Raw genomic sequence first — 20,939 nt, 5'->3', positions numbered from 1 at the left:
TACACCATCTATGCCGCGTTCTGTTGACGACGTACCCCGCTGTGTCGTCGCGCACCTCAATGAGTTCTTCATGGAGCGTCAGTCAGCCATGAAAGCCATTTCCCCCGTGGCAGACGAAGCAATGGCCGCCCTCACCGATTTCACGATCAACGGCGGCAAACGGATCCGACCAACATTTGCATGGTTGGGGTGGATGGGTTCCTTGCAGTTAACGTTCTCGGACGCAGCAGAACATCCAGATGCCGACGCTGTTATGCATGCGGCGTCCTCGTTGGAGCTCTTGCAGTCCTGCGCTCTGATTCATGACGACATTATTGATTCCTCGGCAACACGACGCGGAATGCCCACAGTTCATGAGCACTTCAAGCAGTCTCATTCAGCCCAAGCATGGCACGGCCGAGGAGAAAGCTACGGGAATGCGGTCGCGATCCTCATCGGCGATCTAGCCTTGAGCTGGGCAGATGACATGTTCATGGAGGCGGCATTGCCTCCCGCCCAGCGCGATCGTGCGTGGCAACCCTGGCAAGACATGCGCACGGAAGTGGTTTGTGGCCAAATCATGGATGTCACTGCTGAGGCTCAGGGGGATGGTTCGTTGCGCACAGCAGAGAGGGTCAACCGATATAAGACGGCGGCGTACACCGTGGAGCGCCCACTCCATATTGGGGCCGCCCTGGCAGGAGCTCCACAGGATACGGTGACAGCACTGCGCACTTTTGGGCGTGACATCGGTGTGGCGTTCCAGTTACGCGATGACCAGCTGGGTGTTTTCGGCGACCCTGAGGTCACTGGGAAGCCTTCCGGAGATGACCTGCGCGAAGGAAAGCGCACCACCTTACTGGCTCTCACGCTGGACATTGTCTCGGAGTCGGATCGCGAGACGGTGGAATCTAGTTTGGGCCAACCCCTGAGTGAGCAGGACGTTGATCATCTACGCGCGATTATTAAAAAGTCCGGCGCCTATGACCGCGTTGAGAAGCAGATCGATAGCTTAGTGACGTCCGCGGTCCATGCGCTCGCCGACGCGCGCTTATCTGACGACGCACACCGCGCATTGAGGTCGATGGCTATTTCCTCGACGGAGCGCCGTCGATGAGCACATCTTTTCTTTCTCATTACTTGTCGACGCCCCGGCGCGCGGTATCAGGCCGAATAAACCATGTAGTTGTGGTGGGGGCTGGCCTGTCTGGCCTGTCTGCGGCGGTATTGCTGGCTGGCTCCGGGCGTTCAGTGACGGTGGTGGAGAAGGCGGACCACGTGGGCGGACGCGCGGCGACCGAGACGATCTCTACTCCCCTGGGAGATGTCCGCGTCGACACGGGTGCGACGGTGGTGACGATGCCGTGGCTCGTTGATGAGATTTTGGCATCTGTGGGGCTCTCGACGGGTGACCTCGCGCCTGATTTTTCATATCAGCGTTTGTCTCCGGCGTATCATGCATTGTTTTCGTCGGGCCGGTATCTGGACGTATTCGCTGAGGGAGCTGGTGAGGAGGACGCTCAGGAGCCAGCTGCCGGGAGCGATAGCCGGCTGGACGATGAGATCCGTCGGTTTGCCCGGGACAAGTTCGACGACGCACCCCACCGCAACGGCGACGCGACCCGAGATGAGTTCGCTGAATCCCTTGTTACGGGTGTACGGGGTTATCGCCTGTGGGCGCAGTCAATGTTCGACGCGTGCTTTTCGCACTTGATGAACGCCGATTTCGATTCTGTGTGGGACCTTGTTCGCACCCGCGAATCGGCGCAGAGCTTGGCGCAAGTTGCGCGTCGTGGTGGCTCCGGCTCCTTGGGCCGGGCAGCAGATCGCTACATCTCCGACGATGAGCTTCGGAAGGTTTTTTCGTTCCAGGCTCTGTACGCGGGGGTTCCGCCCAAGAAGGCCCGCGCTGTGTACGCAACAATTTCCCATATGGATACCGGGATGGGAGTCTTCTATCCCACTCGTGGGCCACATGGTTCCGGGGTCGGCGCACTGTGCGACATTCTCGCAGCGGCACTCAAGCAGTCCGGCGGTGAGCTCATGCTCAACACCCGAGTCACGTCATTGAGCCACGCCTCTTACGAAGCCGGACCCTCTACAACCAAATCCGACAGAATTCATGCGGTCGAGACAACTCAAGGAACGTTGCCTGCCGACGTCGTTATTACGACATGCGACATCCCTGAACTCGATGCCGTCTCAGGCCGACAGAGCCATCGGACAATGAGGTGGTCCCCCTCCGCCTTCGTGATGCATGGCGCCATCCCCCGTGAGGTCGCACGCCACTGGCCTGGTGGGCATCACACCATCTCTTTCGGGAAGGAGTGGGATCGTACGTTTTCGGAGATCACTGCTCCTCACGGTCGTGGCCGTCTGATGTCCGATCCGTCGCTCTTGGTTACTCGTCCTGCCTGTTCAGCACCGGATTTAGCATCGACGTCGACGACGTCGCCTTATGTTCCTATTGAACCGGTCAGTGTTTTGGCACCGTGCCCCAATACCGAATCAGCCCACATCGACTGGTCGTCATTGGCTGCTTCCTATCAAGAGGATCTCCTATCTGTCCTGGAGAACCGCGGGTTCGAGGGCATCCGTGAGTCATTCGCCGTCGGGAAAGTGGATACACCAGATACATGGTCTGCACTCGGGTTGGGCGCAGGAACTCCTTTTGCCCCCGCTCATCTTTTTCGACAGACGGGGCCGTTTCGGTTCCGCAACTTCCCCGTGCGTTCGTTCTCGAACCTGATTCACGCTGGTTCAAGTACGACACCTGGCGTTGGGGTCCCCACTGTTATCCTTTCAGGAGCGCTTGCAGCTGCTCGGATAACGCGAGGTGATCATCCATGAGCACCCCTTCACGCACGAACCCACTGCGTCGACCACTGTGGTTGGGGACGGTCGCGTCGATACTTCTGATGGTGTCGTCATGGAGTTCCGGGGCTCAGCGTACCCGCGGGGGAATCGTCCGGATGCTCAATCTGGACTGGATCATGTATGGCCATGTCAAGAACATTGGCTTCATCTTGTCCTGGGTCGCGCTGGGGTTGCTGCTGTACTGCTGGTGCCTGTGGGGTCGGATTGTTTATCACGACAACACCCCCATCCGTGAATCGATAAAGACGCTGGTGGGGTGGATAGTTCCGCTCCTTTTCGCGTCCCCGATGTACTCGCGCGATGTCTATTCCTACCTGGTCCAGGGGGCAATGGTCCGCGATGGGTTTGATCCCTACAGGGATGGGGCTGCCGTCAATCCTGGGCCGATGCTGCTGGAAGTCAGCCCAGATTGGAGAAACACCACCACACCATACGGGCCACTTCATTTATGGATCGGCGACGGAATAACAACCCTAGTTGGATCCAATATCACCATCGGCGTCTTTCTCTACAAGTTCATCTCCGTCGCAGGATATGCCGCTATTGCATGGGCAGTGGTATCCATTGCCCGGCATATCGGTGGGAATCCCGCAGTGGCCCTCTGGCTCGGTGTTGCCAACCCTGTTGTGTTTCTCCATCTGGTGGGAGGCATGCACAATGAATCAGTCATGGTTGCCTTTTCCTGCCTTGGGCTGGTTCTGGCTTTACGACGCCACCCACTGTGGGGCGCGCTGTTCATTGGCATCGGTTTTTCCCTGAAAGCGACGGCCCTCGTGACCCTTCCCTTCCTCATCTGGATTGCGATGCGGCAACGAGGAATCGCCCCCTCCACATGGTCACTCCACGACCCCCGGCGAACATTGGCGTCACTGAAAAAAGCCGTTCCCGCATTCGTGTTCTACGGAATCACGACTGTCCTGATTGTATGCACGGTGTTGAGCGCCATCACCTATGCGTCGGGGAGCTCGTGGGGCTGGGTGTCTCAGCTCAGCGGAAATACGAAGGTCATCAACCTCTTAGCGCTCCCCAGCTTCCTGGCCCAGTTCACGGCCGCTTTCGCAGCCTCGTTCTTCCCCGGCGCGACCTTCAACTCGGTGCTGTCGATCTACCGGAGTATCTCGATGATCATCATGGTTGTCCTCCTGGTCGTGGTCTGGTGGCGATTCCGCCAGACTCCGCGCCGGGCCATTGAGGGCGCAGCATGGGCGTACTTAATTACGTGCATCTTTAATGCCGTTACGCTGCCGTGGTATTACGCTGCTGGCGTCGTTCTCGTCGGTACTTTCCGGCCATCACCACGGGTTACGCACTTCACTGTTATTGCCTCGCTCATCGTGGCGGGATCGTTCACAGGGTCTGGCAACAATTGGTTGTACAGATGGTCCTGGATGTGGATCGTGATAACGGTAGCCTTCGTTCTGTATTTCGCCGTGTTCCGAGGGGACGAATCAAAATCCCATCGCTTGGGCACGACGCATGACCTCGCGAGCTAGGTGACCATGGAGTGCGTCGATGGGGCGCCCTGGCAGGGTTTCGTCGTCGGTAAACAGGTAGTTCAGTATCTCGTCATTGGAGTATCCGCCGTCGGACATGAGGGCGATGAGACCGGGGACGTGCTTATTGATGGTCACGCGCTCACCGGGCTCGGGGTGGCCCTCGTCGTTAAGCCCGTTGAAGAAGCGTGCTGGAATTTGCCGCTGGTGATCGCGGTCAATCGCGATAAGCTGGCCTTTATTAATAAGATCCCGAACCCGGCTGACGGACTGGTGGAGATAGTCCGCAACCTCTGCGATCGGGAGGACGATTTCGCTGGCGGATAGGACATCGGGAGTTCTTGAGTTACTCTTCACGGTTTATACCGTAGCTGACAATCCCTAGTAATTTGGTGAGTGGAAAGCATCTGGCCGACACAACGGGCTAAGAGAGGACAACGACCACGTGCCTACATTGAGCCATGGAGATCTGGTTGACCGCCGTTATCGCGTGCAATCACTTATCGCTCGTGGCGGGATGGCCGCGATTTATCGGGGCGTTGATGAACGTCTCGATCGACCAGTGGCGCTCAAAATTCTTGATGATCGTTTTGCTCACAATGATCAGTTCCGCACCCGGTTCGAGCGAGAAGCGCGGGCTGCGGCACGGTTGTCCCATCCATCGCTCGTTAATGTGTTTGACCAGGGTGATGATGGCACGAGTGTGTTCCTTGCCATGGAGTTGGTCGACGGTGGGACGTTGCGCGAACTCTTGCGTGAACGTGGTCCGATGCCCCCTCATGCGGCGACAGCGGTCATGGAACCGGTCTTGACTGCCCTCGGGTTAGCACATTCTGCTGGGCTAATTCACCGGGATGTGAAGCCCGAAAATATCCTGATTAGCGACGATCACCAGGTGAAACTGGCTGATTTTGGGCTGGTTCGGGCGACGGCTGAATCCTCCTTGACGACGACGTCGGTCATGATGGGGACTGTGGCCTATTTGTCCCCGGAACAAGTGCGGGGCGGGAGCGTCGATGGCCGAAGCGATGTCTATTCGGCGGGTATTGTCCTGTACGAACTTCTGACGGGGACGACGCCTTTCCATGGCGATACGTCGCTGGCCACGGCCTACATGCGGCTTGACCACCCTGTGCCGCCTGCCTCTGAGGCCATTGATGGCGTTCCGGCGGAGTTTGACCAGCTGATCTCCCGGGCAACTACTCTAGACCCTGATGATCGTTTTGCTGATGGCTCGGAGTTTCGCACGGCGGTTATGCAGGTTGCCGACGAGCTCCGGCTCCCTTTGTCCTCGTTCCGTGTTCCGGTTCCGATTGATTCGGCGTCGCATCGGTCTCGGGACGCGGCTCGGGAGGCTGAATCAACGCAAACACCCGATGGTGGGGATACTGGTGCCCGGCAGGATATCCCTCAGAGCGCCCCTAACGACGAGGGGAAAACGGCCGTCGTCGGAAATGTAGGAAATGCCGCTCCGCCGAAAAATACGGTTGACCACGATAGTTATGCGGGCACCGATGGATCGACGGCGGTGTTGTTTCCGGATTACGATCCCCACCGGTCAACCGGTGATATGGCCTCCACACGGATTGATTTCCCGGAACGGCAGCCGGCGGAACCGGAACCTTCCCATGTGGCGTCGTCGTCGGGAGGAACCGCGACACCTGCTCCGGGGTCAGCTGCTAGTCACCGCACGTCCGTGGCGAATGACAAACCACAGGTGGGAAATCACTCACGCCTCGGCTGTGCTTTGTGGACCATTGTCGCGCTTATCCTCGTCGGCGCGGTCAGTCTCGGAGCATGGTGGCTGGGTTCCGGCCGGTACGGGGAGATTCCGTCGGTGACCGGGTCTGACGTTTCAACCGCCCATCACGACATCACTGAGGCGGGTTTTGAGGTCACTGAAAAGACGGAATATTCCAATACCGTTCCCTCGAAGACGGTTGCGGCGTCGTCACCCCAGGCCGGCAAGCGAGTGACAAAGGGATCGACCGTGACATTGACCGTCTCTGCAGGTCGTCCGACGGTTCCGGAGATTCCAGCAGACCGGTCAGTGGAGGTCTACACACGGACTCTCTCTGAGCGGACGTTGTCTACGAAGACAACGAAGTCCGACTATTCTTCCGACGTCCCGGAGGGGCAACTTCTTTCCGTCTCCCCCGCTCCGGGGAGCACGGTCGGTGTGCGTTCCTCAGTCACACTCACTGTCAGTAAAGGCCCTAAGCCTGTTTCCGTCCCCGATGTCTCAGGAAAATCCGAAGATGATGCCCGGCATGAACTAGAGAAGGTCGGCCTTCATGTCGGTGACGTTTCGACGGACGACTCGGCAACCGACCTCCGCCAGCGGGGCAAGGTGACTCGCACCGATCCTGGTGAAGGAACGGAAGTCAATGAGGGCTCGGCGGTCAACCTCTTTGTTGCCCCGGATGTTGCGGTTCCACAGTTGATCGGTTCTACGGTCAAGGAAGCTCGTGCGAAGGCAGAGAAAGCTGGGTTGAAGATCGACGCTGGCGATGCGAAGAGCAATGACCGTGTTCTGGTTCAAAATCCCCTGCCCGGTTTTTCTGCCGAACGTGACTCGGTGATCACTGTCAAAACTGTGAAGACTCTCTAGTCAGATGAGCTCGAGCTTGTCCCTGTTCTCGAGTACCATATCCACGTCCTCGTGATCATCTTCAGCGCAGCACAACGCGTGCCTGCGCGTTATAGCTTCTTGTCATGAAAAGGGCTTTCGTGTGTCCCACCATTTAGACTCCGCTTCGACGTCGGCACGTTCTGAGTTTTCCGCGTCTTCCGAAGAAGACCAGGCATCACAGTCGACGCAGACCGATCCTGCTGAGGCCGCAGCACCCACGTCCCCGTTGAGTGAAGCAACGTTGAACGACTCAACGTCCGATGAATCACACGCCGACGACGGTGCCTCCTCGGACACCGTCTCGGAGACAATGGCAGCTAACGGCAGCGCGAGAGTTACAGCAGCAACGGAGTCTGGCGAGATCTCGCGTCGGAAATGGGACCGGAAAGCTCTCATCATTGCTGGAGCCCTGACTGCTGCATTTGTGATAACTCGGGCCGTGATGTGGTGGCTCGACCACCACATCGGTGACTACTGGATGATCGACACCCCGGTGGATTATTACTTCAAAGGCCTCGACGACCCAGGTTCTAGGGCCATGCAAGAGTATCCCGTACCGGTCATGTGGATGGTCACAGTCTTGAAGTGGCTGACCATGATCTTCTCCTCCGCCGACAAGATCACGGTGTCCATCTGGATGTTATTAGTCGTTGACGTCGGGTTTTTTGCCTGGCTTACTGCCAGCCGACGCTGGTGGGGTGCCGGATTCTGGGTTCTCTTCGGGCTGTTCTTCGGACCTTTACTGTGGACCCGCTGGGATATCGTCCCCGCTGTGCTCGTGGCCGCCACACTGGTCACGCTTGTTCGGCACCCGAAGGTCTCAGGCATCCTCTTAGGGTGTGCGACCATGATCAAACTGTGGCCGGCCATCATCGGCACGGCACTCGTCGGCTGGTGGAAGAGCCGGCAGACATGGCAACGGATCGCGTCATTCGCAGCCACGTGCGTCGTCATTGCAGCATTGTCCGTGTGGGGGCATGGTTTCCACCGCATCACGTCGGTGTTCAATTACCAAGGTGATCGCGGTCTTCAGATTGAATCCATCCCCGCAACTGGCGTGATGTGGGCTGCCCACCACGGCGAAGACGCACTGAGCATTTCGTATGCTGCATCGCAATCGTTTGAAGTGTTCGGCCCTTCGGTGTCTCGATGGGAAACATTCTCGACGATCCTGACCGTCATTATGGTCCTCGTCTGTGTCTACCTGTGCGTCGCCGCGCTAATCGGAGCAAATGGTTTCCGACGCATGTTCCCGCGCGCCGCGGACGGCGCATTGACACCACCCCAACAACGCATGCTTGTCATCGAGAAAACGACGGACAATGGCTGGTCGGCGCGTCGCTCAGCATGGTTGGCGCTGATCATCATCGGGGCTGTGCTGATCTCAAATAAGGTGATGTCCACGCAATACGTTGTGTGGTGGGCCGCTCCCCTCGCCGTGTGCCTTGACTCAGTCCAAGGCAGTCCGGCGTCGGCAAGCAAACAATCAGCATGGAGTCTGCGGATAGCTGGTGGTCTCATGCTGGTCATCGGTGGTTTGTCGCAGTGGATTTATCCCGTCGCCTATAACTCGATAATCAGCAATGACGATAACCCGTCGGTCTTGATTCTGGTTGTCCGCAATCTGCTGATCATTGCGGTTTTCCTCATGCTGGTGGTCGGTTTCGTTAAAGAGCCTTCAGTCCGTCTTGTGGGTCTTCGCGATATCTCGGACATGATTCACCGACGGTACGCCCGCGGACAGTGGCGGAACATCACCATCGAACGCACACCTATGTCCAGGCGTTATCACGGGAAACACCGCCTCCGTCGACTGGTTATCACTTCCCGTAAACCCAACCAGGTTGAATCGGGCGACGACGAGGTAGCGCGCGTTGAGCCTGACGACTCAACACAAACTCCGCATGAAAATGTGGATACAGATACGTCGACGGCTGTCGCTACCGGTGCCGATATAAGTGCAGATACGGACACTGCTACAGAAACGACGCAGCACGTGGACGAAGAAGAATCTGACACGACGTCGGTCGACGACGAAGAAGCCACGGACGAAGAGGCCGCGGCCGACGACGAAGGAGAATCGCAGAAGTCATCGCGGTCGCACGCGTGGCAGGGTGTTGGCCAGCGTATTCTCAATTCCGAGCTCACCGGTGTGTGCCTGATCACGGTGGGTGTCTATGCCCTAGTGCAGACCATCGTCGGTATTGCATTGGCTTACAATGCAAAGCTCTTTAATTCGTCTTTCTCGGACCAGATTCAATCGTGGGATGCACAATGGTTCACGAGAATTGCTGAATTCGGTTACCGCGGGGGCGAAGCGATCGACGGGAATCCGCCCGAATTCCGCACAGTTGCTTTTCTTCCCGGAACACCGTGGTTACTACGAGCCACCCATGCCATAACCGGATTGGATTGGGCCGCGGCTGGCTTGCTGATGAACGCCATCATCGGAGTCATTGCCACATGCCTGCTCGCCGCTATCATCCGTAAATTCACCAGCTCACTACTTGCCGTTGTGCTCGCTGTGGCGGTCTTCGCTGGTTTCCCGATGTCAGTGACGTACATGATGGCGTACTCGGAGGCGCTCTTCGCGCTCTGCACGTTCCTGTTTATCCTGGGCTACTTGAACAAGGATTTCCCTCTCGCTGCGACAGGGGTGTTCATGGCCTGCCTTGTCAGAATGACCGGGTATGACCTTGCCATTGCATTCGCAATCGGGGTTCTGCTGCATCATCGTCGCAATGTACGCGCATGGATTTGTGTTGCCGTCGCTCCCCTCGGCGGAGCCATTTATATGCTGTGGGCAGACCATCTTGCGCGGGACGCCGGCGGCTACTTTGCCGTTCAAAAAGACGGCTGGGGAACGCAATTCGATTTCGGGAAGACCACACTTCACGATCTGCCGAGGCAGATTTTCGCCCTCGAGGGTGTTGTCCCACTGTGGGGTTCGCTAGCCATCCTGGGGACACTCACCCTCATCATTGTGGGTATTATCAGGCGTTTCCCCTTCATGATGTGGCTCTGCGGCACAGGGGTGGGCCTCAACGTGATTCTGTCGTCGGGGTACTTCCACTCGCGACCGCGCCTACTGCTCATGGCAGGCGTGCTACTCACTATTTGCATGATCGTGACGACGGTTCGACGATGGCCAATCCTGACCACGGCCTACACCATCGTCATCGTCTGGGTCGGAGTATGGCTGTCCGAATACATGCTGACTCAGTGGGCCTACGCCATTTAGTCGTAAGTACGTAGACCAAAAACGGTGGGGCGGTCGTATGCACCACCCCACCGAATGAGCCTTAATTACGCAACATCTCTGCAACCAAGAAGGCTAGCTCCAACGATTGCTGCGTGTTCAACCGTGGATCACATGCCGAAGCATAGCGGCCAGGCAAGTCCACATCAGTGAGGTCTTGCGCGCCACCCACGCACTCGGTGACATCCTCACCGGTGAGCTCAATGTGGATACCGCCGGGATGCGAACCGATGGCCCGGTGGACCTCGAAGAATCCTTGAACTTCGTCGATAACACGGTCGAAGTCGCGCGTCTTGTACCCGTTTGAGCTCGTGAATGTATTGCCGTGCATGGGGTCACACTGCCAAATCACTTTATGGCCAGTGGCCTCCACGGCCTCGACGATCGGTGGCAGCACCGTCCGGATCTGGTCGTAACCCATCCGGGACACCAAGGTAAGACGCCCTGGACGACCCTTGTATCCCTTCACATGGCCTGGCGCGTCGTCCGCCACATCCGGATCGAGCTTCTCCACGTAAGCGACCGCCTCTTCAGGCGTCGTCGAGGGCCCAATCTTGAGTCCCACTGGGTTGGAGATCAAGGCAGCGAGGTTGACGTGGAAATCGTCGATACCCCGGGTTCGTTCACCGATCCATACTTCGTGTGCTGAGAGGTCGTAAAGGGCTGTTTCTCCAGCTGGATCCTGGCCCAGGCGCAACATGGCGCGCTCATAATCGACGACGAGGGCTTCGTGGGAACAGTAGATATCGGCCGTGTGCAAGTTCGAGTCCGAGACCTTACATGCCTCCATGAACCGCAGGCCATGATCAATTTCTGATGCCAGCGCTTCATAGCGCGCGCCCGCCGGGGAGGTCTGCACGAATTCGCGGTTCCATTCGTGGAGTTTGTGCAAATCCGCAGTCCCGGATGCCGTCAAGGACCGAACGAGGTTCATTGCGGCGGCGGCATTCGCGTAGGCGCGAACCATCCGAGCGGGGTCGTGACGACGCGCCTCTTCCGTGGCTTCAACGCCGTTGACTAAGTCGCCTCGGTAATTCAGCAGCCCCTGGCTGTCGTAATCAGAGCTGCGGGGTTTGGCGTATTGCCCCGCGATCCTCGCCATTTTGACGACTGGCATTGACGCACCGTAGGTCAACACAACAGCCATTTGCAGCAGGGTTTTTATATTGGCGCGAATGTGCGGTTCGGTGTTGGATTCGAATGTCTCCGCGCAGTCCCCACCTTGTAATAAGAAGGCTTCGCCGAGCGCAACATGTCGCATCTGCTCTTGAAGTTTGCGAATTTCCGCAACCACGACAATCGGGGGTACGGACTCCAAAATCTTCCGCACGTTGGAGGCATCCCGCTCATTCCAGGTGGGTTGTTGGAAGGCGGGGCGGGAGATCACATCTTGGAATCGTTCTTCTAAACCGCCAGGTAGAGGCGGTAAATCAGGGAGGTCATTAACCGGTAAATCTATTGTCCAGCTCACAGGGGCAAAGTGTAGCGTAGCTTTGCGTTATGTACTGAAAAGCCAGCGAGTTACCCCAGAATGGTGACGACTCTCCCTTGATGCCTGCCCCTACTTCAATTCCATTCCCGTTTTTTCTTTAAAGACCCGCGCACACACTTTGAACTTGGCGACGTTGTGCCGCGCATCAGCTAAGGCATCATGTGCGTTTTCCGGGACCGGAGGCAGAGCTGGCTTGCCGACGAAGACCCACGCGTGCTTCATCTCTCGGGTGAACCTGGGGATATTCCTCGGCAGGTCCTGCATAATGCCCCACAGCTGAACCAAACAGATGTGGTCATACGCCCCCACCCACGCCCACAAACGAACATGGTCGTCGTCGCCAAAGAACTCTTCTAAATCGCGCCGGATCGTCGATCTGTTTTTCCATAGTGGCGACGACGGGTTCGGGAGATGCGGCAACACGTGCTTCTTCACCCACGGATTGGCGCGGGAGAGATCGGCGTCGGTAGATACTGCGTAATATTCACGGCCGTCACTGGCAACAATGCCAATAGAGACGAGATCTATGGTCTGACCATCTTCAATAAATTCGGTGTCATAAAAATAATCCATATGACAAGGTTAGTACGTCATGGATAACGTGTTCAGGTTGTTCTGTGTCTGAACGACGGTGGCCATCGTTGGCAACGAACATCAACAATGAAAAAGACCGACCGGGGGTGCCGATCAGTGAGGTTCCGCCACGACTGGGATGCCAGGTAGACTCTGAGGCCATGCGTGTCCGCGGTAGTTGTGAACGAATCGTACATTTTTTATCTGAGACATGGGTGGGCCGGCTCGTGGTCACCGCCGTTCTCGGGCTCGTTCTGTACTACCACTTCTTCGATGTGTTCGGCGACGGAGAATTTCGCTACCACATCGACCTCGATGTGTATCGGTCAGGAGGACAGGCTTTTGTCCGCGGTTTCGGGCTTTATGACCGCGATTATCCTGTGCGCGGCATTAATCTTCCATTCACCTACCCTCCCCTGGCGGCCATCCTCTTCAGTACGCTGACGTGGTTTTCGCTCACAACTGACACCCTGTTAATGGTTTTCGCCACGGCGGCGATGACCTGGTGGTGTGGTGCGGTTCTGATTAACCACTTCACGGACCCTGTGCGCACGTCCGGTGCCGACGGTAAATCGGCTCAGCAGACCATGACCAGCTCATTTAAGCGGGCGGGGTGGCTGTCCTACATGATTCTTCCGTTGGTTCTCCTGAGCGAGCCTTTTACGCACACATTAAGTTTCGGTCAGATCAACGTTTTCCTTATGGCCCTTGTGCTGCTGGATACCGCCGTGAAGCGCACTCGCTGGCCTCGAGGCATATTTATCGGATTAGCAGCCGCCATCAAATTAACGCCCGCCGTGTTTGGCCTCTTCTTCCTCGTCAAAAAAGATTGGAAATCAGCCATCACCTGCGCCCTCTCTGGAGTGGCCTGGACCACGATCGGCTGGGCAATTCTCCCCCACGATTCAAAAGATTATTGGACCGTCGAAATTCACAATCCTGATCGGATCGGGGGGTTGGCCTATGCCGGTAACCAGTCTCTACGAGGAATGATCGCCCGTTTTACGAATGACGACACTCTCCAGTCTCGGTGGTGGATTGTCCTTAGTGTGCTGACATTCGGGCTCATCCTCACTGCCATGCTGCGCCTGATACGTACGGCGTCGAAGCTTCACTCCGATCCCGTTGATCCCGGCGCGGACAATCGGCTTTCCGCCACCGGCCCCCGCTACGACGGTCAGAGTTTCACCATCGCATTAGTGGCTGCCACCAGCCTTGTTGCTCTCCTGCTCTCCCCTGTCTCGTGGTCGCACCACTGGGTTTGGTTCTTGCCATTCGTCATTGTGACCATGAATGCGGCTTGGAATTCGCGGCACATTATTCCTCGCTGGCAGAACAATGTGCTGTGGGTTGTTGCGGTAGTGGGCTTGATGATCTCCACGGTCACGCCATTCCATTGGTTCTTCCCCAACTCGGAAAACCAGGAGCTTCAGTGGTCTTTGATTCAAAAGATTGTCGGAAGCGACTATGTTCTGTGGGGCTTCCTCTTCCTGATTGCGATGGCATTATTCCCACGAGCTTTTACCACTGAGAAAAGCTAGTAGCCTGTGGCTTTCTCATTCACAGGGTTCCGACGTCCACCACGCCCGTCCGACACAGCCAACGGCGACAGAGAAGACTCCACGCACACCATCGATAGCCGACGAGTGACGCAGGGTTCGGGCCAAAGGCCTGGCTCAACTATATGGGGTTGGGTCTGGGTCCTCGTCGGCGGATTGTCATGTGTATCGCTGTTCTTCACGTTGTGGACGCTACGTTTCACACGTGATCTTGATAGCTCTGCCTATTCCAATGGTGGCGGATACAGTCTCCACCTGGGCGACTCTTCAAGGATTGTGTTGACCCCGCGAAACCTCGTTGACCTCGAGGTTTACCGAGCGGGTGCCCGTGCGATTGTTCATCATCACGCATTATATGACGGTACTTTCTCAACTAGCGAGCGTTCTCTCCCCTTCACCTATCCCCCTTTTGCCGCATGCGTGATGGTGGGGCTACTTGTTCTACCCACCGTCGTCGGGATGGTGTTTCATTCTGTGCTGTCCCTCGGCGCACTTCTTCTCACCACCTCAATTCTCACACAAGGGTGGCGAATCCAGTGGCGGTATCTCGCGGCCGCCGCGGTCGTCGTATCGGAACCAGCCCGTGCGACGCTGTCTTTTGGGCAGATCAATTCAGTGTTGTTGCTCATGGTTGTGGTTGATTGGTGGATTCTTTCCGAAGCTCCACCAGGGTCCCGACGTCGCGCAGTGGCAGGTGTGCTGACAGGTTGCGCTGCTGCCATCAAGCTAACTCCTGCCGTTTTCATTCTGGTTCCGCTTCTTCGCCGGGATGCCTGGTCAACAGCGCGGTGCGCGGTCTCCGCGATGGTGGCAACTGGCGTAGGTGCGTTAATCGTCCCCCATGACACCTGGGTTTACTTCCGTCATGTGTTGTGGGCGACGGATCGGATCGGCGACCCGACAATTATTTCCAACCAATCGGTTAAGGGGACGTTGGGACGACTCGCCACGTCAGTGGCTGACTCTCATGCGGCTGCTGGTGCGTCGCGGCCAATGGCCATCGTCTGGGCGCTGGTTGTGTTTGTCCTGGCGGCTCTCCTCATCGCAACGAACCGTCGTCGCCACAATGACGTCCAAAGCTCAGGCCAGATCAATACTGGTCGGCCTATTCTTCCCTCCGCGGTGGGGCTTTTCGGGCTCCTCGCCTCACCGGTCAGTTGGACACATCACTGGGTATGGGCCTTACCGGCCATAGTCACCCTGTTCACTATCACTGGGAGCAGTAATCTTCCCGCCACGACGGGTTCTGATGCGGTGGACTCTGCTCACAGCAGTCAGCATTCCAGGTCTCGTCGAGCCAAATGGTATGCAATACTAACTAGGACCGGTTCAGGAATTTTCCTGATGGGAACTGTATGGTGGGCGCCTCTGGTGTCACGGTTGGTGGATGCCCCCAGACCAGAGGTTTTCGACCAGGCGCTCTCCCATGGTGGCTTCATCGATAACGTCACGGGCACGTTCTTTTCGGTGTTCATCGGGTGTCTAGAAAATAGCTATGTCGTGTGGGCTGGATTCGCATTTGTCACCTTGGCTTCTGTAGCCTGGTCACCGGCCCAACGACGGAGGAGAAACACACGTACATGTCAGCTTCATCGGTGACACGTCTGTCTCATTCGCGTCGCAGCACACCCGCTACCCGCGGTGCGGCAAGCAACACAGCAGACTCAACGTCAGCACCTCACGACGGTACAGAATCTTCCTCTGCTGGTGCGTCGTCACGACCTGAGTCCGAGGTTGCAGCACAAAGTTCGGATAGCGCAGTGACCGCGTCGAGAACTGACACGACAGAAACGCCCGCACCGCGCAAGAAACAGAGACTCCTCTGGCCGGACATCGGCAAAGGCATCTCGATCTTGGGTGTGTGTTTTCTCCATGCCACGATTTACACTCCCGACGGCGTGTACACCGCTGCTAACGCGGTCAATGACTGGTTGGGGCCGGTACGCCTGCCTATGTTCTTCATGGTGTCCGGTCTGTTTTCGTATAAGGTCCGACGTCAGACGCTCGGCGAACTCTGGCACTCGCGTCTCCGGTTTTTGCTGATCCCTTACCTCGTGTGGACGCCCCTGGAACTCTGGTCCAAAATGTGGGCCAACAATTTTGGGATAGATACTCACGAAATTGTCACCTCAGTTATCCACGGCGAATGTGGCCTCTGGTTCCTCCACTGCTTAGTTCTTTTCACTTTGGCCGTCTGGGTGACAAAGTGGTTGCCTGATCATTGGGCGCTGGCGGTCAGCGTTCTTCCCTGGTTGTGGCAGATGTACAACCCTGTCACGCCGACGCAGTCGCACATTTTCAATTACATGCCAGTCTATTTCGTCGGCGTCTTTATGCGGCCAGCATTGCTGGCGCTCGCGCGGAAATGGCGGTCACCCTGGTGGTGGGGAGGAAGCTTCGCTCTCTTTTGGTGCACGAAAGTGGCTTATTCACATTTCGGCGAAAGCTACGATCACCTCGTCGAGATGGGAATTGCTCACAACGATGCTGGCCAGCTCGATGTTCTGTTTTCGTCCATCCGAGCACTGGGGGCACTTCCGTTATCAATCTTGGTTTGTGCGCTCGTGGCACAGATCCCCCTTCTAGCGCGCCCCTTGCAATACATAGGGCAGCGGACTTTGGTCATCTATCTGTTCCACATGACCGCGATGAACCTGACGTGGGATCGCGCCCTCTATGTCTACGGCATCCGCGAGGACGTGACCAACGCCAATGACAACGTCCGAATGGTGTGCATCATCGGACTCTTCATCCTGTGCCTGGCGTCGGGGTGGGTCGTCGAGCAATGTAAGCGCTTGCCCGTCGTCGGCTGGACGATTCGCCCGTCAATCCCCTTTTTCCATTTCCCCTCAGGGAACGCAAGGCAGCATCGGCATCGTAATACGCCACCGTCGACGATGACGTAATGGCTAGGAGCCCGTTGAGGTAGCCGCCGTTGACGCGACCAATGTTGGCGTGGCCCGGTTTGGACGAGACCAGCGGGCCAACTGCACCGCGGCACGGCCAACGTCGTCAAACTGGTTAATCCGCGAGCATGAGGATCTTACTTAGGCTCGCTCCCCCGCAAGTAGCCTTTACCCTCATTCAAGGCAGCTTTCACATCCGCTGCATAAAAGTCATGGACATACTCCTGGCCACCGAGTTCATGGAGAGACTCCATAATGTCGTCGGTAAATGTCCTGAGGCGCTCGTATTCGTCCTCAATATGCATGTAGTCCAGAGGATCAAGCGGCTCCCCCACAGAGACTCCGACGCGAACTGGGCGCGGGAATAGGGAGCCAATCGGGTTAGCTTTCCGCGTGTTGATCATCGCGACGGGATAAACCTTCTGCCCCGACTCGAATGCCAATCGCGCGATCCCTGTTTTTCCGCGGTAGAGACGACCATCAGGCGACCGAGTTCCCTCCGGGTACATGCCCATCAGATCGCCACGGCCAACCACCTTCAGCCCCGCGTTCAACGCGTCCTGAGCCGTCTGACCGGAAGAGCGGTCGATCGGGTACTGCCCCACCGACGAGAAAAACCAGGCCTGGATCCGGCCGACGAGCCCCGGCGTCGTGAAATACTCACTCTTAGCAAGAAACGTGATCTGGCGGGGGCATAGCAGCGGAAGATAAAACGAATCCATCACCGAGAGGTGATTGCTAGCCAAGATCGCTGGGCCCTCCGAGGGGATCCGGTCGATGTTCTTCGTAAACGGCCTGTTCCATACCCGAAGAAAAGGACCGAAGAGAATGTATTTAAATGTCCAATACCAGCGATTATGCATGACTTTCCTTGAAGCTATCTCGAGCCAAATCAGCGACCCCAATCATACCGGCTTCTGCCCCTAATGTTGCCGTTTTGATCTCCGCGAGTGGCCGATGCCCTGCCCCCACCACATTATCGGCATAAGCCCGAAGAGCACGGGACATAAAAAGAGCAGAGTCGGTGGAAACGCCACCCCCGATGACGATCAGGGACGGGTCGAAAAAGTCCTGGACCATGGCCAGACCTCGGCCCAACCACAGGCCAAAGTCATCGACCACGAGCTTCGCTAGGGGATCCCCTTCTCGGGCAGCGAGAGAGACATGCCGGCCGGTGATTTCATCCGGGCGGGTCCGGTAGTCGCGAAGTAGGTCAGAGTCTAAGTCAGTATGGGAACCGATCATTTCGCGAGCGGTCGTCGCCATTGCTGTCCCGGAACAGTAGCGTTCCAGGCAACCCCGCTTACCGCATGAGCATTGACGACCATCGGGGACTACGCAGATATGACCGAACTCGGGCGCGGTGCCGTACGCTCCCCGATAGATCTCGCCGTTCACCATCAACGTACCGCCAATACCGGTTCCGATGGCAAAGAGCACCCAATTGTTCTCGTCATAGGCGCTGCCGTAGCGATACTCGCCCCACGCGGCAGAATTAGCGTCGTGCTCCAAGCGGACGGGAAGACGAAGCCGCTCCTCCAGACGGTCGACCACCTTCGCATCGCGCCAGGGAAGGTGGGGTGCGTACCGGACTGTTCGACAGTCCGGCGTCAAGAATCCGGCGACTGCCATCCCTACCGCAGCGATGTGGTGCCGGCGTTGTAAGTGTCGGACAATCTGCACCACACCGTCTTCCAGCGCATGTGATGAAGCCGGAGTCGGGATTTGCTCCGAATCGATGATTGTCCCCTCGTCGGTAACAACCGCACCACGCAGGTTCGTACCACCAATATCAAAGCCGACAGTAAGCGGCCGGACAGAAGCGTGATCGGACATCAATACCTTTCGTTGAGGACCGCCGAAGAAAGAATCGTCTCAGCCCGTGGATAATGGCCTACTTCCGACGACGTAACTGGCGAATGGCTAACTTATTCAATCTAGCCCGTCGAATAAAACCTGGGCCAATTGCGGCCCTCTCACGGACCACGACCACTCCTTTTGGATGTATTCGCGGCCCTTCTGTCCCTTCGCTGCAGCGCGTCCCGGTTCAGCAAGCAACCCTGCGACAGCATCCACAATCTCATCGACACGTCGACCATTGACGACGATCCCCGTTTCCGAGGGACGGACTGTCTCTGGTGCTCCACCACCGTCTCCTGCGACCACAGGCACGCCGCATGCTTGGGCTTCAAGAAAAACGATGCCCAACCCCTCAACGTCCAGTCCGCCGCCGAGCGTGCGGACCGGCATCGCGAAGACATCAGCGCACCGATAAAAATCCGGTAAGGCATCGAAGGGAACGGGGCCCGTCGTAATGAGCGAATCGCTGACACCTAACGCCGATGCGCGATCGATGAGCGACTTTCTACCCTTCCCCGGGCCAACAATAAGAAGTTTCGCTGTGGGGATACGCTTCCGGATGCCGGGGAGAGCTTCCACAAGCATGTCTTGCCCTTTTCGCGGCACAATCCGCGAAATACATACAACGAGGGGCGCGTCACCCAATCCGTATTGCCGACGAACACGGTCACCCGCCTCCTTATTCGGCGAGAAACGGGCGATATCAACCCCAGGTTGGAGCGATGACCACGCTGGGTGGAGACCGAAAGCACGACGTGTTCGCATCTGGGCATATTTGGACACGTAGGTCAGCATGTCGACACGTCCGCCGATCATACGAAGGACTTGCCGTGCCCCTGGAACCATCGACCAACCAATCTCATGGCCATGCGTCGACGCCACGATCCTTCGAGCACCCGCTCGACGAGCAGCTGAGGCCATGAGGGCGAGCGGCGTGCTCGCACCGAACCACACGGTGTCGATTGACCAGGCGCGGATGATCTCTTGCATCCGTCGGGCTGTCATTGGGGTGGGCAGCATAACCCGACGCGGCCAACGAATGATGGCGAACGGAGCGTCGCGGTCAAACGCCTGAGTTGCGCTTTCATCCTGAGTGGAGGCAAAAACGATCAGTTGGTCGGGGTCGAGTGTCTGAACAAACTCGTGAAGGTACGTCTGAATCCCACCCACTGTCGGTGGGAAATCATTGGTGACGAGCAAGACCCGACGAGAGTGACCCATGGGCTCACATTCTATGAAACATCGCTGCTCTAGTAGCGACGGGCCCCGTACACAGGCATCGAGTTCACTCCGACAACCTGCACAGGGATGCCGTAATCGGCGGCGTGGACGACCTTGCCGTTGCCGATATAAAGACCGACGTGGGTGGCCCCTGGGTAGTATCCGATGACGTCACCAGGTTGAAGATCATTCATGGACACGGGCGTTCCGCCAGCCATCTGAGCGCCGGACGTGCGAGGAATGGTCTTCCCCATCTGACGGTACGACCAGTACACCAGGCCTGAACAATCGAACTCATTCGGCCCAGCCGCGCCCCATGAGTACGGAGCACCGAGCTTCGATAGGGCCGCGTTGACAGCAGCATTAGCTGATTGCTGGGCAGCCTTGATTTGGTCCTTACCCATGCGAATCGGGTTGTTCTTATCTTCCCACCGCCGACGCTCTTCAGCGGAGAGGTTATCGATCGCAGCCTTAATTCGGGCAGTCTGAGCTTTAAGCTCGTCCTGCTTGGCGAGCAGCTCTTTTTCCTGCTTATTCAACTCATCAGAGGCATTCTGAGCAGCGTCTTTGGCTTTTGCCGCGACATCTCGTTCTTTGTTCGCCGCGCTTGACTCACGTCGGTACTGATCGAGCGTATTTTGCCGTCCGGTGGCAAGGGCGCTGATATACGATGCCCGGTCGATAGCGTCCTGCGGGTTCGCTGCACCGATATAGGCTGTGGTGGGGTCAATGCTGACTTGCCGGTAGCGCGACAACGCAATCTGATCCACCTTGGAGCGAATCGCGTTAGCTTTATCCGACGCCGTCCGTGCCGCGTCCGACTTGCTATCGACGTCGTGCTGAGCTTCTTTCAGCGTTTGATCAGCGCCTTTAATCTTTTCTTCAAGCTCTTTAATTTTTTCCGACGTCTGCTCGGCTTCGCGCGAAACCTCAGACATCTGCGCGAAAAGATCGTCTTTATTCGCCGGTGTCGCTGCCGAGGGGGCAGGGTCGGCATGAGCGGGAATCTGGCCAACTACCGGAATGGCAAGAAAGGCTGGGAGGGAGGCCGCAGCTACCACCATTCGAGTACACCGCGACGGCAAAAC

The 20,939-nt window shown here is 57.3% G+C and carries 15 protein-coding genes; 8 read left to right on the top strand and 7 right to left on the bottom strand.

Annotated elements, in window-relative coordinates; translation table 11 throughout:
- Positions 1-10 precede the first annotated feature (10 nt).
- From CKROP_RS03605 to CKROP_RS03595, 3 genes are read left to right on the top strand one after another with little or no spacing between them, the layout of a single operon-like run.
- Positions 11-1,096, top strand: a complete 1,086-nt coding sequence (locus CKROP_RS03605) for a polyprenyl synthetase family protein (RefSeq protein WP_012731378.1) — start codon at positions 11-13, stop codon at positions 1,094-1,096.
- Entirely contained in the window at positions 1,093-2,829 is a 1,737-nt protein-coding gene (gene crtI, locus CKROP_RS03600) for a phytoene desaturase family protein (protein ID WP_012731377.1), read from the top strand. Before CKROP_RS03605 ends, crtI begins: the two co-directional genes overlap by 4 nt.
- Positions 2,826-4,349 (top strand): alpha-(1->6)-mannopyranosyltransferase A, encoded by a 1,524-nt coding sequence (locus CKROP_RS03595; RefSeq protein WP_012731376.1) that lies wholly within the window; start codon positions 2,826-2,828, stop codon positions 4,347-4,349. Before crtI ends, CKROP_RS03595 begins: the two co-directional genes overlap by 4 nt.
- Here CKROP_RS03595 and CKROP_RS11075 read toward each other — a convergent pair.
- Positions 4,305-4,706, bottom strand: coding sequence for an Rv2175c family DNA-binding protein (locus tag CKROP_RS11075; RefSeq protein ID WP_081429397.1), 402 nt, complete (start codon positions 4,704-4,706; stop codon positions 4,305-4,307). The two genes, CKROP_RS03595 and CKROP_RS11075, sit on opposite strands and share 45 nt — an antisense overlap.
- Before the next feature lie 88 nt (positions 4,707-4,794).
- On the opposite strand from CKROP_RS11075, the gene CKROP_RS03585 reads away from it, so the two are divergent.
- Positions 4,795-6,960 (top strand): protein kinase domain-containing protein, encoded by a 2,166-nt coding sequence (locus CKROP_RS03585; protein WP_012731375.1) that lies wholly within the window; start codon positions 4,795-4,797, stop codon positions 6,958-6,960.
- Between the two features lie 121 nt (positions 6,961-7,081).
- A complete protein-coding gene (locus CKROP_RS03580; protein ID WP_012731374.1) occupies positions 7,082-10,222 on the top strand; it encodes a glycosyltransferase family 87 protein in 3,141 nt (1,046 codons plus the stop codon).
- A gap of 61 nt (positions 10,223-10,283) precedes the next feature.
- Here CKROP_RS03580 and CKROP_RS03575 read toward each other — a convergent pair whose 3' ends face one another.
- Positions 10,284-11,711, bottom strand: coding sequence for a class II 3-deoxy-7-phosphoheptulonate synthase (locus CKROP_RS03575; protein WP_012731373.1), 1,428 nt, complete (start codon positions 11,709-11,711; stop codon positions 10,284-10,286).
- A 90-nt stretch (positions 11,712-11,801) separates the two neighbouring features.
- On the bottom strand, positions 11,802-12,305 hold the full coding sequence (locus CKROP_RS03570) for a polyadenylate-specific 3'-exoribonuclease AS (RefSeq protein ID WP_012731372.1): 504 nt from the start codon (positions 12,303-12,305) through the stop codon (positions 11,802-11,804).
- Between the two features lie 44 nt (positions 12,306-12,349).
- Here CKROP_RS03570 and CKROP_RS03565 point away from each other — a divergent pair, with 44 nt between their 5' ends.
- The 3 genes from CKROP_RS03565 to CKROP_RS03555 are packed head-to-tail and all read left to right on the top strand — an operon-like array spanning position 12,350 to position 16,770.
- A complete protein-coding gene (locus tag CKROP_RS03565; protein WP_012731371.1) occupies positions 12,350-13,846 on the top strand; it encodes a glycosyltransferase 87 family protein in 1,497 nt (498 codons plus the stop codon).
- Positions 13,847-13,852: 6 nt separating this feature from the next.
- Entirely contained in the window at positions 13,853-15,463 is a 1,611-nt protein-coding gene (locus CKROP_RS03560; protein WP_012731370.1) for a glycosyltransferase 87 family protein, read from the top strand.
- A complete protein-coding gene (locus tag CKROP_RS03555) occupies positions 15,445-16,770 on the top strand; it encodes an acyltransferase family protein (protein WP_041628786.1) in 1,326 nt (441 codons plus the stop codon). Before CKROP_RS03560 ends, CKROP_RS03555 begins: the two co-directional genes overlap by 19 nt.
- Before the next feature lie 137 nt (positions 16,771-16,907).
- On the opposite strand, the gene CKROP_RS03550 is transcribed toward CKROP_RS03555, so the two are convergent.
- The 4 genes from CKROP_RS03550 to CKROP_RS03535 form a co-directional block, all read right to left on the bottom strand.
- Entirely contained in the window at positions 16,908-17,633 is a 726-nt protein-coding gene (locus CKROP_RS03550) for a lysophospholipid acyltransferase family protein (RefSeq protein WP_012731368.1), read from the bottom strand.
- Positions 17,626-18,606, bottom strand: a complete 981-nt coding sequence (locus tag CKROP_RS03545) for an ROK family protein (RefSeq protein WP_012731367.1) — start codon at positions 18,604-18,606, stop codon at positions 17,626-17,628. Before CKROP_RS03545 ends, CKROP_RS03550 begins: the two co-directional genes overlap by 8 nt.
- Before the next feature lie 96 nt (positions 18,607-18,702).
- Positions 18,703-19,851, bottom strand: a complete 1,149-nt coding sequence (locus tag CKROP_RS03540) for a glycosyltransferase family 4 protein (protein WP_012731366.1) — start codon at positions 19,849-19,851, stop codon at positions 18,703-18,705.
- A 29-nt stretch (positions 19,852-19,880) separates the two neighbouring features.
- Entirely contained in the window at positions 19,881-20,915 is a 1,035-nt protein-coding gene (locus CKROP_RS03535) for an NlpC/P60 family protein (protein WP_012731365.1), read from the bottom strand.
- Positions 20,916-20,939: the final 24 nt, after the last annotated feature.

Origin of the sequence: Corynebacterium kroppenstedtii DSM 44385 (genome assembly GCF_000023145.1) — a bacterium.
Lineage (GTDB): Bacteria > Actinomycetota > Actinomycetes > Mycobacteriales > Mycobacteriaceae > Corynebacterium > Corynebacterium kroppenstedtii.
This window is presented reverse-complemented; position numbering and strand designations above follow the sequence as displayed.